The organism is Polaribacter atrinae (genome assembly GCF_038023995.1).
Lineage (GTDB): Bacteria > Bacteroidota > Bacteroidia > Flavobacteriales > Flavobacteriaceae > Polaribacter > Polaribacter atrinae.
Genome location: NZ_CP150660.1, coordinates 3,975,443 through 3,991,161 on the forward strand (window position 1 = coordinate 3,975,443; position 15,719 = coordinate 3,991,161).

Annotated in this window: 15 protein-coding genes; 11 read left to right on the plus strand and 4 right to left on the minus strand. The window is 30.9% G+C overall.

Annotation, left to right across the window (positions count from 1 at the left end; translation table 11 throughout):
• Positions 1-5 precede the first annotated feature (5 nt).
• The 11 genes from WG945_RS17520 to WG945_RS17570 all read left to right on the plus strand — a co-directional run bounded on the left by WG945_RS17520 (position 6) and on the right by WG945_RS17570 (position 9,846).
• Positions 6-200, plus strand: a complete 195-nt coding sequence (locus WG945_RS17520) for a hypothetical protein (protein ID WP_068450045.1) — start codon at positions 6-8, stop codon at positions 198-200.
• Entirely contained in the window at positions 193-2,883 is a 2,691-nt protein-coding gene (locus WG945_RS17525) for a sensor histidine kinase (RefSeq protein ID WP_068450046.1), read from the plus strand. Before WG945_RS17520 ends, WG945_RS17525 begins: the two co-directional genes overlap by 8 nt.
• 16 nt (positions 2,884-2,899) lie before the next feature.
• On the plus strand, positions 2,900-3,265 hold the full coding sequence (locus WG945_RS17530; protein ID WP_068450047.1) for a response regulator transcription factor: 366 nt from the start codon (positions 2,900-2,902) through the stop codon (positions 3,263-3,265).
• A gap of 71 nt (positions 3,266-3,336) precedes the next feature.
• The gene (locus WG945_RS17535) at positions 3,337-3,561 is read left to right on the plus strand and encodes a hypothetical protein (RefSeq protein ID WP_068450048.1); all 225 of its coding nucleotides are present in this window, start codon (positions 3,337-3,339) and stop codon (positions 3,559-3,561) included.
• Complete coding sequence (locus tag WG945_RS17540) at positions 3,558-3,989, plus strand: hypothetical protein (protein ID WP_068450049.1); 432 nt, start codon at positions 3,558-3,560, stop codon at positions 3,987-3,989. Before WG945_RS17535 ends, WG945_RS17540 begins: the two co-directional genes overlap by 4 nt.
• 66 nt (positions 3,990-4,055) lie before the next feature.
• Entirely contained in the window at positions 4,056-5,963 is a 1,908-nt protein-coding gene (gene acs, locus WG945_RS17545) for an acetate--CoA ligase (RefSeq protein WP_068450050.1), read from the plus strand.
• A gap of 23 nt (positions 5,964-5,986) precedes the next feature.
• A complete protein-coding gene (locus WG945_RS17550; RefSeq protein ID WP_068450051.1) occupies positions 5,987-7,087 on the plus strand; it encodes a sensor histidine kinase in 1,101 nt (366 codons plus the stop codon).
• A gap of 3 nt (positions 7,088-7,090) precedes the next feature.
• Positions 7,091-8,416 carry a sigma-54-dependent transcriptional regulator gene (locus tag WG945_RS17555; protein ID WP_068450052.1) on the plus strand — a complete coding sequence of 442 codons (1,326 nt, stop codon included), beginning with the start codon at positions 7,091-7,093 and terminating at the stop codon, positions 8,414-8,416.
• 182 nt (positions 8,417-8,598) lie between these two features.
• Positions 8,599-8,760 (plus strand): hypothetical protein, encoded by a 162-nt coding sequence (locus WG945_RS17560; RefSeq protein ID WP_157603639.1) that lies wholly within the window; start codon positions 8,599-8,601, stop codon positions 8,758-8,760.
• A gap of 321 nt (positions 8,761-9,081) precedes the next feature.
• Positions 9,082-9,492, plus strand: coding sequence for a GreA/GreB family elongation factor (locus WG945_RS17565; protein WP_068450053.1), 411 nt, complete (start codon positions 9,082-9,084; stop codon positions 9,490-9,492).
• 9 nt (positions 9,493-9,501) lie between these two features.
• The gene (locus WG945_RS17570; protein ID WP_068450055.1) at positions 9,502-9,846 is read left to right on the plus strand and encodes a hypothetical protein; all 345 of its coding nucleotides are present in this window, start codon (positions 9,502-9,504) and stop codon (positions 9,844-9,846) included.
• A gap of 104 nt (positions 9,847-9,950) precedes the next feature.
• On the opposite strand, the gene WG945_RS17575 is transcribed toward WG945_RS17570, so the two are convergent.
• The 4 genes from WG945_RS17575 to accC form a co-directional block, all read right to left on the minus strand.
• Complete coding sequence (locus WG945_RS17575) at positions 9,951-10,616, minus strand: 3'-5' exonuclease (RefSeq protein WP_068450057.1); 666 nt, start codon at positions 10,614-10,616, stop codon at positions 9,951-9,953.
• A gap of 1 nt (position 10,617) precedes the next feature.
• On the minus strand, positions 10,618-12,510 hold the full coding sequence (locus tag WG945_RS17580; protein ID WP_068450059.1) for a DUF294 nucleotidyltransferase-like domain-containing protein: 1,893 nt from the start codon (positions 12,508-12,510) through the stop codon (positions 10,618-10,620).
• 69 nt (positions 12,511-12,579) lie between these two features.
• Positions 12,580-14,121, minus strand: a complete 1,542-nt coding sequence (locus WG945_RS17585) for an acyl-CoA carboxylase subunit beta (RefSeq protein ID WP_068450060.1) — start codon at positions 14,119-14,121, stop codon at positions 12,580-12,582.
• Positions 14,122-14,228: 107 nt separating this feature from the next.
• Entirely contained in the window at positions 14,229-15,677 is a 1,449-nt protein-coding gene (gene accC / locus WG945_RS17590) for an acetyl-CoA carboxylase biotin carboxylase subunit (protein WP_068450062.1), read from the minus strand.
• Positions 15,678-15,719: the final 42 nt, after the last annotated feature.

Below are 15,719 nucleotides of genomic sequence, written 5' to 3' on the forward strand. Positions count from 1 at the left end.
AATCAATGAAAAAAAGACATGAACAGAAGTTAATTGTATTATCAATTGCATTGTTTTTAATTTTTAATGTACCGTTTGTCTTAATTTTTAATTTTGAAGGAGCGGTGTATGGCATTCCAACTTTTTATTTTTCCATATTTTCTGCTTGGTTATTATCCATTGTAATTTCATATATCGTTTTAAATCGTCATTATGAATAGCTTTACATTAATAACCATCATTATTATCTATTTGGCAGTGTTGTTTTATATTGCTTTTTTTGCTGAAAAAAAACGACAAAGCAAGTGGGTTAATAATCCTTATGTGTATACATTATCTCTTGCAGTATATTGTTCTGCTTGGACGTATTATGGGAGCGTAGGTATTGCAGCTACTTCTGGTATTAACTTTTTACCTATTTATTTAGGTCCTGTTATAGCAGCTCCTTTATGGATTATTGTACTCCGAAAAATTATTAGAATCTCTAAACAACATAAAATTTCTTCCATTGCAGATTTTATTTCTTTACGGTACGGAAACAATCGGTTTTTAGGAGCTTTAGTAACTGTTGTTTGTCTTTTTGGAACCTTACCATATATTTCCTTGCAGTTAAAGGCCGTTTCCGAAACTTTTGAGATCATGTCAGATGAAACAAGTTATGTTTCTACATCTATTATTGATGATTCTACTTTTTATGTTGCTTTAATACTGGCTATTTTTGCAGCTTTCTTTGGTACGCAGAGTACAGATGCGTCAGAAAAACACAAAGGGATTATTGCTACAGTAGCTTTTGAATCCGTTTTAAAATTGGTTTTTTTTACGATTATTGGTGGGTATATTACTTTTTACTTATTTGATGGCACAGTAGATATTTATGATCAAATATCAAAGACAGAAAATTTTACAGAGCTGACTGTTTTAAGTGGGGTAGAAGATGGTTTCAATTGGTTTTTTCTGATTGCGCTCTCTTTTATTTCTATATTTTTATTGCCGCGTCAGTTTCAAGTTTCTGTTTTAGAAAACAACAGAGAAAAGCATTTAAAAAAAGCAATATGGTTGTTTCCTTTGTATTTATTACTGTTTAATATCTTTGTCGTTTTTATAGCTTGGGCAGGTAAATTAACTTTTGGTTCTACCCAAAATGCAGAATATTATTCTTTATTACTACCCTTAGAAAGCGGTAATTCATTTTTAGCTACGCTCGTTTTTTTAGGTGGTTTTTCAGCAGTAATCTCTATGGTTGTTGTTTCTACTTTGGCACTATCAACAATGGTTAGTAATAATTTAATTATTCCTTATGGATTTTTAGATAAATTTATAAAAAATCAACCTGAGCGTAATTCTAAATACATTAAAAATATTAGACGTATTTCTATTTTTACCATTATTATTTCTGCTTATTTCTTCTATGTTTTATTTTCAAAAGAACTTTCTTTATATTCCATTGGACTAATTTCCTTTGTTATTATTGCGCAATTAGCACCTTCTTTTTTTATTGGTTTATTTTGGAATCGTGGTTCATCAAAAGCTGCTATTATCGGAATTATAATCGGTTTTTGTATTGCCTCTTACTCCTTGGTTTTACCTTTTACTTTACAAGCTATTACTGGTACAGATGATTTTATGCAACATGGGTTATTTGGTGTTACCGCCTTAAAACCTAATGCATTATTTGGTATCGATTTTTTAAGTCCACCAGCACATGCGTTTTTCTGGAGTTTAACCTTTAATTTAATGAGTTATTTAGTGTTTTCATTAACCTCTAAAGGAAATTATAGAGAGCGTAATTATGCAGAAATGTTTGTAGATAGCACGAGTTTTACTTCATTGCAAGAAAATGCTTTTGTTTGGAAAGGAGAAGCTTATGTATCGGATATTAAGAATGTATTAGTTCGTTTTTTAGGTGATGAACGCGCTACTCGTGCTCTTAAGATATTTTTCACAAAATATAAATTACCATTAGACACCCAGTTGGGAGATGCGCGTTTAATTAATTTTTCTGAAAAACTATTAACAGGAAGTATTGGTTCTGCATCGGCTAAAATATTAATTGCAAGTGTGGTAAAAGAAGAGCAAATTAGTTTGGTAGAGGTTTTAAAAATTTTAGAAGAATCTAAAGAGAATATTGTAAACAATAAGGTTTTACTGGAAAAATCGAATGAATTATCTCAATTATCATCAAAATTAAAAGATGCAAATGAAGAGTTGATTAGTAAAGACAAGCAAAAAGATGAGTTTTTAGATACGGTTGCGCACGAGCTTAAAACGCCAATTACTGGGATTCGGGCTGCAACAGAATTGTTGATGGATGAAGAGGATGATATGCCTAAAGAAGTGAAAGCGCAATTTTTGAAAAACATTCTTCAAGATTCTGAACGTTTAGGACGCTTAATTCATAATATTTTAGATTTTGAAAAATTAGAAACGGGTAGGTTACATCTAGATTTAGAATATGTAGACATTCAAAAGACCATTACCAAAGCAATTGGCAGTACAGCTCAAATTGCAGCGAAAAAAGGAGTGCAAATAGTTGTAAAAAATTTAGCCTCTTTTAAGGTATATTATGATGAAGATAGAATTCTTCAGGTGTTAACCAATTTAATCTCTAATGCTATTAAATTCTGTCAACCAGAAACAGGGAAAATAGAAATAGATTATAGGTTAGGAAATGCATTGGTAGAAATCTCTGTATCTGACAATGGTAAAGGGATTCCGGAAGAGGATCATGCGTTTATTTTTGATAAATTTTATCAATCTAAACATCAAAATACACGAAAGCCACAAGGTAGTGGATTGGGGTTGGCAATTACCAAACAAATTGTAGATAAACATAGCGGTAAAATTTGGGCACAAAAAGGTGTTAAAAAGGGAGCAACACTTGTTTTTACCATCCCTTTTAAGTAAATTGTTCCCTTAAAGTATGAAGAATAAAATTTTAATTGTTGATGACGAACCAAATATTGTAATGTCATTAGAGTACGCTTTTAAAAAACAAGATTTTGAAGTGTATATAGCAAGAGATGGAAGTGAAGCTTTAGAGATCTTAAAACATCAGACGCCTAACATTGTTTTGTTAGACATTATGATGCCAAATGTAGATGGTTATCAAACCATACAAGATATTAAGAATACGGTTAGTTTAAAAGGTACGAAAGTGGTTTTTTTAACAGCAAAAAATAAAGCTTCAGACATTGAAAAAGGTTTAAAACTTGGAGCAGATAAGTATTTAACAAAACCTTTTTCAATAAAAAAAATAGTTTCAGAAATATTGGAACTGTTAAATTAAAGAGCGTCTTTATCGTTATTAAATATTGATTTAGTGTGCAAACAAACAATTTTTAATTAATATTTAAAGACATGAAATTTCAACTAAATCCGCTTACATCAGATATTTTTATAAGTATTTATGTAGTAAGTACATTGTATTTTAGGTTTAAGTTTGAAGATAACGGAAACGTAGATCCTATTCTATCTGTAGTTTTAGGGCTTTCTTTTGTGACTATTATTTGGGCACTTATTAAACTTAAAATATTAAATCCTAATTGGTTTGGCTTATTTGATTCTAAAAAAGCAAGACCATGAAATACCAAGAATTTTATCGAAAATGTATTCTTAAGCCAAAAGATTTTTGGAGTAAACAAGCAAGTCAATTAGCATGGATTAAAGAACACTTAAAAGTTTCGATTATTGACCATTGTAAGCAAATCGAAAGTGGTTGTACAATGCTTGTTAGTATCGCTTTTATATCAGGAAAAGAATATAAAAAGATACACATTAAAAAAGAGATAATAAAAGATGTACGCCATGTAATTGGTATTGTAGCATCTTTTAGAGATGTGTTAATGATAAATAGATTGTCAAAAACTAAAAGTGGGGAAATTCTTCGTAAATTGTTACGCAATATTGCAAATAACATGCAATATAATATACGGTCTACGATTAATGATTTCACTATTATAGACGAAATAAAAAACGTTTATCAGAGACAGTACAAAGTAATTTATAAATAGAAAACTAACTTGTTACACTAGGCATTAATAGTAAAATGCCCTTAAATAATTAAACCAATATAAAGTATGAGTAATTATCACATAAAACACTTAGAAGAATATTTTAAAGTTTATAGAAAATCAATAAGAGAACCAGAAGTCTTTTGGGAAGAAATAGCAGAAGAGCATTTTTTATGGAGAAAAAAATGGGACAAGGTTTTAGATTGGGATTTTTCAAAGCCAGAAGTTAAATGGTTTCAAGGAGCAAAATTAAATGTTACAGAAAATTGTATTGATAGGCATTTATCTACAAAAGCAGATAAAACGGCTATTTTATTTGAGCCTAACAATCCAGACGAACCTGCAGAGCATATTTCTTATAAGCAATTATCAGAAAGAGTGAATCAATTTGCAAATGTTTTAAAAGAACACGGAATAAAAAAAGGAGATAGAGTTTGTATCTACGTTCCTATGATTCCGGAATTAGCAATTTCTTTGTTAGCGTGTGCTAGAATAGGAGCGATACACTCTGTTGTTTTTGCTGGTTTTTCATCTACAGCGTTGGCAACAAGAATTAATGATTCTGATTGTAAAATGGTAATAACTGCAGATGGTTCTTTTAGAGGGAAAAAATCAATCGATTTAAAAGGTATCGTAGATGAAGCTTTAGAAAGTTGTCCTGGAGTAGAAAATGTATTGGTTGCAAAAAGAACAAAGGCAGACATCCAGATGAAAGAAGGAAGAGATAAATGGTTGCAACCATTATTAGGCAATGCTTCTAAAGAATGCAACCCAGAAATAATGGACGCAGAAGATCCTTTATTTATTTTATATACATCGGGTTCTACAGGTAAGCCAAAAGGAATGGTACACACAACTGCTGGTTATATGGTGTATACAGCATATACATTTAAAAATGCATTTCAATATAGAGAAAACGATGTGTATTGGTGTACTGCAGATATTGGTTGGATTACTGGGCATTCTTACATTGTTTATGGACCGTTAGCTAATGGAGCAACCACTGTGTTGTTTGAAGGTGTACCAAGTTATCCAGATTTTGGTCGTTTTTGGGATATTATACAAAAACACAAGATCAATCAATTTTATACAGCACCAACTGCCATTAGAGCTTTAGCAAAACATGGAGCAGAATTATTAGATAATTATGATTTAACTTCTTTAAAAGTATTAGGTTCTGTAGGTGAACCCATAAATGAAGAAGCGTGGCACTGGTATAACGATAATGTAGGTAAAGGTAAAAGTCCTATTATAGATTCTTGGTGGCAAACAGAAACAGGCGGAATAATGATAACTCCAATACCTTATGTAACGCCAACAAAACCAACGTATGCAACCTTGCCTTTTATAGGAATTCAACCTGCAATAATGGATGAAAACGGAGGTGAGTTAAAAGGGAATCAGGTAGAAGGAAGATTGTGTATAAAATTCCCTTGGCCAAGTATTGCAAGAACTATCTGGGGAAATCATCAGCGATATAAAGAAACTTATTTTTCTACCTATAAAGACATGTATTTTACAGGAGATGGTGCTTTAAGAGATGAGGTGGGTTATTACAGAATTACGGGTAGAGTAGATGATGTAATTATTGTTTCTGGACATAATTTGGGGACAGCACCAATAGAAGATGCTATTAATGAACATCCTGCTATTGCAGAATCTGCTATTGTTGGTTTCCCTCATGATATTAAAGGAAGTGCATTGTATGGGTATATTACTTTAAAGGATTCTGGAGAGTATAGAAATCATGATAATTTAGAAAAAGAAATCAATCAATTAATTACAGACAGAATAGGACCTATAGCAAAATTAGATAAAATTCAGTTTACAGAAGGATTGCCTAAAACACGTTCAGGGAAAATTATGAGACGTATTTTACGTAAAATTGCTTGTAATGAAATGGATAATTTAGGAGACACAAGTACACTTTTAAATCCAGAGATTGTACAACGTATCATTGATCATAAATTGTAATTCGTTAGATTTTTTATTTGTAAATGGAAAGCCAAATTACGCTAGAAGATAAATTAAAAGAAAGAATTAAAGAACTAACTTGTTTGTATCGAGTTAGTTCTTTAATTAAAGATAATTCTTTTAATGATTTAACAGAATTGTTAAAAGAAATAGCCATCAGTTTAAAAGAAGCAATTAGATTTCCAGAAGAAGCATTTGTAGAAATTAAAGTAGAGAATTTTGTTTTTGTAGAAGGAGAAAAAATAGAAGATGCTATCTTTATTATTTCTGCAATAAAAACGTTTGGTAAGATTAAAGGTTCTATAACGATTGGTTATTCAAAACAAAAATTTTCTGAAAATTCTTTTTTAGAAGAAGAAAAACTATTGTTGCATAAAATAGCTTCAGAAATTGGTGATTTTTTAGAGCGAAAAGAAATTAATGAAAAAGAAGAGATTGCCAAAAGACAAATTGAAAGAGTAGGTAGGCTTACTATTTTAGGAGAAATTACGGCGGGAATTGCACATGAATTAAATACACCTTTAGCAAATATTTTAGGTTTTGCAGAGTTGTTAAAAGAACAATATAAAGACGATAAAGTTGGGAGTGAAGATTTAACTAAAATTATTGATAGCGCTATTTATTCTAGAGAAGTTGTTAAAAAATTAATGTTTTTTTCTTGTGAAATGCCACAGCAAATGGCATCTGTAGAAATAAACGTTATTATTAATGAGGCAATTAGTTTGTTAAAACCTAGTTTTAATAAAAAAAACATACGTTGTAACATTACTTTTTCAAGTGATAAAATTCAGTTAAAGGTCGATAAAATTCAGCTAACTCAAGTGTTTTTTAATATTGTAATTAATGCCATTTATTTTTCGCCAGAAAAAGGAAACATAAATATTGATGTTATAGAAAAATCTAAAAATGTACAAATTAGAATTTCTGATGAAGGTCCTGGAATAGAACCTGTCAATTCAGAAAATATTTTTAATCCTTTTTTTACAACCAAACCTATTGGAGACGGTTCTGGTTTAGGGTTAAGTGTGGTACATGGAATTATTAGAAGTCATAAGGGGACTATAATTCATCAACCAAATACCCCAAAAGGTACTATTTTTGTTGTTAGTTTTCCTAAAAATTAAAAGATGCTAAACAAAGAAAATATATTAATTGTAGATGATGATATTCTTATTTTAGAACTCATACAACGGCATTTACAATCTTTAAATTATCATACTTATAAGGCAATATCTGTAAAAGAAGCATTAGAAATTTTAAAAGACACTTCTATAGATTTATTAATTACAGATTTGCAAATGCCAGACGTAGATGGTTTAGAGTTGATTAAATACACGTCTGAGCATTATCCTAAAATTCCGAAATTAGTAGTTACAGGATTTCCGTCTATAGAAGGAGCTTTAGAGGTTATGAAATCTGGGGTAGTAGATTATATTACGAAACCTTTTACAAAAGAAGAACTTAAAACGGCAATTTTAAAATCTTTAGAAATAAAATCTAAAGAAGATACGGTTACCAAGTTAAAAGTAGCAGAAACTCATAAACCGTATGGCGAATTAATAGGATCATCGCCTGCAATGAAAAAAGTTACAGATGTAATAGAGCGCTTAAAAAATAACAAAGCAACGGTTTTTATTTATGGAGAAAGCGGAACAGGAAAAGAGTTGGTTGCCCGTTCTATCCACTATATGGGTAAATATTCCTCAGCACCTTTTGTAGCGGTAAATTGTGGGGCAATTCCAGAAAATTTATTAGAATCAGAATTGTTTGGTTATGTAAAAGGAGCATTTACAGGAGCCGAAAAAGATAGAAAAGGTTTTTTTCAGGCAGCGAATAATGGTACAATTTTTTTAGATGAAATTGGCAATGCATCGTTAGCAACTCAATTAAGATTGTTACGTGTTTTACAAGAGAAAGAGGTGGTACGGGTTGGTTCTCAAAAAGCAGAAAAAGTTGATGTTCGGGTAATTGCTGCAACAAATATCAACCTAAAGGATTTAATAGAGAAAAAGCGTTTTAGAGAAGATTTGTTCTATCGATTAACGGTAGTAGAAATTAAGGTACCTACTTTAGTAGAAAGAAGTTCGGACATTCCGTTGTTGGTAGACAAGTTTTTATTCAAATATGGATTAGAATACAAAGACCGTTTTTTAAAAATGACTCCCGAAGCTTTAGAGGTATTAAAAAATTATTATTGGCCAGGTAATATTAGAGAATTAGAAAATGTAATACAAAGAGCCATTATTATGTCTGATAGATTTGTAGATGTAGAGCATTTGCCAGATCATATAAAGTATCAAATCGATTTTTCTAAAACAAACAAATTGTTGTCTTTAAAAGAATTTGAGAAAACATATATTTTAAAGGTATTAAAAGCGACAAACAACAATAAGACAAAAGCTGCAGAAATTCTTAAAATTGATAGAAAAACACTTCGAGAAAAGTTAAAATAGTAATATTTAAAAAACGAGTAAAAAAGTAGCAGTTGAGGAATTATTCCTCAACTGCTTTTTTTGTGGTATTAGTTGATGTGTTTTTAACTTGTTGTTTTTAAGGTGTTTGTTAGTGTTTTTCTTGTTTTGGATAAAGATGGCATATCGCTTGCTAATAAATCATTGTAATTAAAAAGATAATTATGGTTTTCAATAATAATAGTTTATGTAATACTTGTATTTATAGAGTAGACTGTAGTTTAACATCAAATAAAAATGCTATTTGGTCTTGTAGTGAATATGAGAAAAAAGATGTATTAGAAACAGACTCAACATCAATCTTAAAACCAGATTTTAGCTTCTAAATAAGCGAGAAATAAATTGAAATCATTTAATTACAAATCCGTTATGGGAAAACGTACTGAAGTAGTTTAAAATACTACTGAATTGGTAAACTTAAACCTTAATTAGATAATATTAAATGTAACCAATTCTGGAAGGTTTTATCGATTCTTGTTTTGAATGGCTTCAGAAAAAAAGTGTGAGAAGTATTTATTAAAGTAGGAAGTGTTGCCAAAAATAGACAAATTAGAAATGTATTTTGTTGTCTATCTTTTGGCTATAGAGCAATTAGAAAGAACGTATGTACAACGTAGTGTTTGTCCGTAGAATTAAATTTTGAAAAAATGAAGTATGGTCAATTAATTATTGAAGAAAAAGAGTTTTTAATAGTCGAAAAACTTTTAAATTTAAACAAAGTAGTCGAATCAAAGACGGTAAAGAGTCATATTTTTAAGTTACAAGAAGAGTTAAGAAATCTAACAAAAGTTGTTACAGAAAAAGAAATACCAAAAGATGTTGTAAGGCTTAACTCTTCTGTAACAGTGAGAGCTTTAGATGGCTTATGGGAGAAAACTTTTGAGTTGGTGGTGCCTTCTAAAGGAAATGTTTTAGAAAATAAAATATCATTATTGCTACCAATGGGAACTGCTGTTTTTGGGTATGCAAAAGGAGATTTAATATTATGGGATTTTCCGGGTGGCATCAAAGAATTAAAAGTTTTAGAAGTAATGCAGCCAGAAAGTATAACAAAATAAATAATAATTATGCAGGTAAATATTGAGCAAACCGAAAATCAAATAATTCAAAAAAGAAGTCTAAAAGAAGTAAATAGATGGATGTTGGATCTAAATGAAATCTCACAAGAATGTAATGATATAGAACTAGAAAACCTTGAAAGGAGTAATTTAAGTAAAGAGTTTTCTACAATTGTTGAGAATAATAGGAGGATACAAAATACATTATTAGAATACAGAAACGTCTTAAATAACCCTACTGAATGTATTGATTTGGAATGTGATTTATTTTTTTACAAAGAGCATAAAAAATATAGAAATCTATATATAGAACATGTTGATAATTTTAAAAGCTTAAAAAATAAGATGAGTTAGTTGTTAAGTTAGTTTTTTTTGTAGGTGGCTCCAAATATAGGTTTGGAGCTGCCTTTTTTTTTATAATATATTTTGAATTGCATTCTAAAATAAGTGAATACTTTTTATAAATGACCAATTCTTTCATTACTTCTTTGCAAATAGGCTAAGGATAAAACTGTATTCTTTTTCTTTAAAACACCAAGTAGTTTTACAAATAACAAAGCGGTAATAAACGCATCTCCAGAAGCCGTATGTCTATCATGCTGAGGTATGTTGAATAGAAGTGTTAATTGATCTAAACTAAAGTGTTTTTTTGAAGTATCTAATTTTAATTTTTGAAACAAATGTCCTGTATCTAATACTTTGTTTTTTAGTTTTGGTAAATGCAATCGCTTTAACGCTTGGTTAATCATAGCAACATCAAAAGCAGCATGATGTGCTACTAAAACAGCATTTTTAATGTGTTCTAAAAATTGAATAATAGCTTCTTTTTCCGTTATTTTATTAATAGTTCCTTCCTTTAAAATTCCATGAATTTTTACAGTTTCAATGTTATATAAATCTTGCTTAATGTAACATTCTAGGTTGTCTGAAACTTTAAGAGTATTGCTAATAACTGCAATGGTTCCAATAGATAGTATTCTGTCTTTTTTGATATCCAATCCGGTTGTTTCTGTATCAAAAACAACAAAACGGATGTTTTCAACTTCAGCGTTTGGTTTTTCTTTAAAACATTGTGTATAAGATTCCCAAAAAGGCGGATATACTTTTTTTCTGAACCAACTCATATTACAAAAATTGTGAGAGTTTAAATCTAGTCTGAATTAAGTCTTGAACATCTTTTACTGCTTTAAAACAGCTTTTCAACTCTAAACGATTGGCTTTACTTAGCGTTTTTAAATCTATAAACCTGCCAGAATCGTTGTGTAATAAACCTTGTTGTGTTCTAAAATAAAGTAAATTTTTAAATGCCTTTAGGCAAGCAAGAAATACATCTTTATTTTGTGGTTCTAATTCCACCAATTTTTCAAACCTAACAATGGTGTTGTTGTGTGTTTTAATATTTTTTGATAAAATTAATAAGCGAGCGGCATCAACCAATGGCATCATTGCACGTGCTTTAATATCAAATTGATCTTTATGCTCTCCATTTCGTTCTACTAAAAACTGTCTAAAAAAGCTTAATGGAGGTGGGTTTTTTAAGGCATTTAAACCCAAGTAGGTTAAAAAAATATCATGAGAAGCAATCGATTTAAAAATACCTTCAGATAAAGTGGTTACTATGTTTTTATCACCAAACACAAAATCAAAATCAAAGAAAATTGTACACAACATTAAGTTGTCTTGGTCTGGGGTTATAATCCATTTTTTAAATTGATGTTCCCATTGAGAAACCGATAAACACCATGTAGGATTGCTTGCCATCATGTTTGCAGGACACAATTCAAAACCAACAATCTCTAACTTTTGATTGATTTTTTTAGAAAGCATTAAAAAATACTGTTGTGTTTTCTTGTAATTATTTTTATCTACATTGTTAAACACTAGTGCATTGTCTTGGTCTGTAAGTAACAATTGCTCTTCTCTACCTTGGCTCCCAATAGCTAACCAAGCAAAGGTAGTTGGCGGTGGGGTTGGCATTTCTTTTATAGATTGATCAATGATTTTTTGTGTAATACTTTCGTTAATTGCAGAAAGTATTTTAGAGGCAAATACAATTGGTATTTGTTGTTTTATGTAGCGTTTTAAGAGTTGTTCTGCTTGTTTTCTAATCTGTTGTAATTGCTTTGTAGTTGAGGTGCGTTTTACTTCTTTTACCAATGCAGAGGCGTTATTTTCTCTAACAACTATAATGTCGTGTTCAGATAAGATTCCTGTTAAATCAGAATTAGGTGTGCCATCTTTTGTAATACACAAATGTGTAATTTTATATTTTAACATGGCAATTTGTGCTTCTGCTACGGTAATGTTTTCTGGATAGGTAATTACAGGAAAAGACATTATTTTAGTAACAGGTTCTTCTATAGAAATAATTCCTGTAGCAATTTTTATACGTAAATCTTTATCGGTAATAATGCCTAAAGGTTTGTTCTTTTCTGTAATAACGATAGAACCAACTCGCTTGTGTGTCATTATAATAGCCGCAGCTTTTATGCTTGTTTCTGGAGAACAGTTTATTGGGTTTTTAGAAAAATCGATGGATTGCTCTTCAAAAAAATCTTGAATACCTTCTGACGATTGATTCGGTTTTTGAAGATTTAGTTCAGAATAACGTGTGTTAGAAACAAAACTCGTCATCAAATAAGCGCTTGCTTCTGGGTTTGTGGTGATATAGTTTTCAAACAACTCAGAAGATAAACTATACACAATACTTTCTTCAAGAGCTGTAGCGGTTAATTTATAACTGTCTTTACGTATAAGTGCTCGCAAGCCAAAAATATCACCTTCATCACATTCATCTACTAAAACATTTGTTTCTTCTTCAAACAAACCAATAGCGCCATCTTTTACTACATAAAACTGATTTTTTATAGGTGCTCCCGTAATAAATAAATCGGAATCTTTTTCTAGATAAAGAATGTCTACAGCTTTACTGATGGCCAATAATTCATCTTTATGCAACATATTAAAAGGAGGGAAGTCTTTTAAAAAATCAGAGATTCGTTTCGCAATAGTATTCATAACTCTAATTTACAAAAAACGACCTGTTTTTTAATGAGTTATCTGTTAATTTGTGCTAAATTAATATAGTTACAAAGGTATGTTTCCGTGCTTGCGATCTGGTTTGGTTACTTCTTTATTTTCTAACATAGAAAAAGCTTTTATCAATTTTCGTCTCGTTTCTTTTGGTAGAATAACTTCATCTATAAAACCACGTTGTGTAGCACTAAAGGGATTCGCAAAATGCGATGCATATTCTGCTTCTTTTTCTTTCCATTTTGCTTCTGGGTTTTCTGCGGATTTAATTTCTCGTTTAAAAATAATTTCGGCAGCTCCTTTAGCGCCCATAACCGCAATTTCTGCACTTGGCCATGCAAAATTCATGTCTGCTCCAATATGTTTAGAGTTCATAACATCATAAGCTCCTCCGTAAGCTTTACGTGTAATTACGGTAACTCTTGGAACTGTAGCTTCACTAAAAGCATATAGTAATTTTGCACCATGTACAATAATACCATTCCATTCTTGATCTGTTCCTGGAAGAAAACCTGGTACATCTTCTAATACTAAAAGCGGAATATTAAAAGCATCACAAAAACGAACAAACCGTGCAGCTTTTTTTGAGCTATTTACATCTAAAACTCCCGCTAAAAACTGTGGTTGATTGGCTACAATACCAATACTTCTGCCACCTAATCTAGCAAAACCAACAATAATATTTTCTGCATAATCTTTATGAATTTCATAAAAAGAGTCTACATCAATAATTCCGGATACAACTTTGTGCATATCATACGGTTTATTAGCATCTAAAGGAACAATGTTAGAAAGTTCGTCTCTAATTTCATCTTGTAATTTAAAAGGTATAAGGGCAGGAGTTTCTTTGTTGTTTTGGGGTAAATAACTTAAAAGTTTTTTAATATCATCTAAACATGCAATATCGTTAGAAGCTGTTTTATGTGCCACTCCAGATTTTGTAGCATGTGTACTTGCTCCACCTAACTCTTCACTTGTTACTTGTTCATTGGTAACTGTTTTTACCACATTTGGTCCTGTAACAAACATATAACTTGTGTTTTCTACCATAATGGTAAAATCTGTCATTGCTGGGGAGTATACAGCGCCACCAGCACAAGGTCCCATAATGGCAGATAATTGTGGAATAACACCAGACGATTGCACATTTTTGTAAAAAATATCTGCGTAACCACCAAGAGAACGGACGCCTTCTTGAATTCTAGCACCACCAGAATCGTTTAAACCAATTATTGGCGCACCAACTTTAAGTGCTAAGTCCATAATTTTACAAATTTTCTCTGCATTTGTTTCGGATAAAGAACCACCAATAACCGTAAAATCTTGTGCAAAAACATAGCTCAATCTTCCGTTTACAGTTCCATATCCTGTTACTACACCATCTCCATAAAAAATTTGATTTTCCATGTTAAAGTCTGTAGTTCTGTGTGTCACTAAAGCACCTATTTCTTCAAAAGAACCTTCATCTAATAAGTACATTAGACGTTCTCTTGCTGTTAATTTTTTCTTTTGATGTTGCTTTTCAATTTTATCTTGACCACCACCCAAGTATGCTTGAGCGAGTTTTTCGTTAAGGATTTTTATTTTAGATTCCATTATTGTGTTTATTTTCTCGCAAAAGCATAAAGCTTTGTATGATTCGTCTTTTGTCTTTTTGAAATTACTTTCTATGAAAAATATATTTCTGTGTCTAAGTTTTAATTTTACTTACTGCTTACTGGTATTCTTAATAACTTTTGATCTTCTATATATTTTTTAACCGCAATAAGTGCAGCAATTTTTGCTTCTTCTTTTTGTTGATTTTTTATGGCTTCAGGTGAATAATATTTTTGAACAAAATGAGTATCAAAATTTCCGGAACGGAAAGCATCATGTTGGCATACAAAACTTCCGAAAGGTAAGGTGGTTTCAATTCCTTCTATTTGATAATTAGAGATGGCAGTAGTCATCAACTCAATTGCTTCTTCACGTGTTTTTCCGTAGGTAATTAGTTTAGACAACATTGGGTCGTAATAAATAGGAATGTCCATACCTTCTTTAAAACCATTATCTACACGAATATTTTTGCCTTCTGGCAATTTATAAACTTTTAAATTTCCTACACTTGGTAAAAAATCATTTAAGGGATCTTCTGCATAGACACGTAACTCTAATGCGTGTCCGTTAATTTTTAAATTTTCTTGTGTTATAGCTAGTACTTCACCACGAGCAACACGAATTTGTAATTCCACCAAATCGGTATTAGTAATAAGTTCCGTTACCGGATGCTCTACTTGCAAACGTGTATTCATTTCTAGAAAGTAGAAATTGTGATTGTCATCTAATAAAAATTCAACAGTACCCGCACCTAAATAATCACAAGATTTTGCGACTTTAATGGCTGCTTCTCCCATTTTTTGACGTAATTCTGGAGTTAACACAGCTGAAGGAGCCTCTTCAATTACTTTTTGATGACGACGTTGAATACTACATTCGCGTTCAAAAAGATGTACCACATTGCCATGAGCATCTGCCAAAATTTGAATTTCTATATGTCTTGGAGAAGTAACATATTTTTCTATAAAAACAGCTCCATCACCAAAAGCATTTAAAGCTTCACTAATAGCTCTATTCATTTGAGGTTCAAATTCAGCTTCTTTTTCTACAATACGCATTCCTTTTCCACCACCACCTGCAGAAGCTTTTATAAGAATAGGAAAACCTATTTCTTTTGCAATTATTTTAGCTTTTGATATATCTGTAATAGCTTCTTCTGTACCAGGAACCATAGGTATATTGTATGCTTTTACAGTTTCTTTTGCCTGTAATTTGCTTCCCATTATTTTTATGGATTTAGATTTTGGTCCAATAAAAATGATATTATTTTTTTCACAAGTTTCAGCAAAATGGGCATTTTCAGATAAAAATCCATAACCAGGATGAATGGCATCTACGTTTAATCTTTTAGCAACTTCAATAATTTTATCGCCTAATAAATACGATTTGTTGGATGGTGCTTCACCAATTAAAACTGCTTGGTCTGCAAATCGAACATGAGGTGCATTTCTATCTGCTGTGGAATACACAGCAACAGTTTTTAGGCCCATTTTTTTTGCAGTTCGCATAATACGAATGGCAATTTCTCCTCTGTTTGCTATTAAAAGTTTTTTCATACAAAATTTTTATTTTCACTAAAGTCAAACGAAAACGTATTT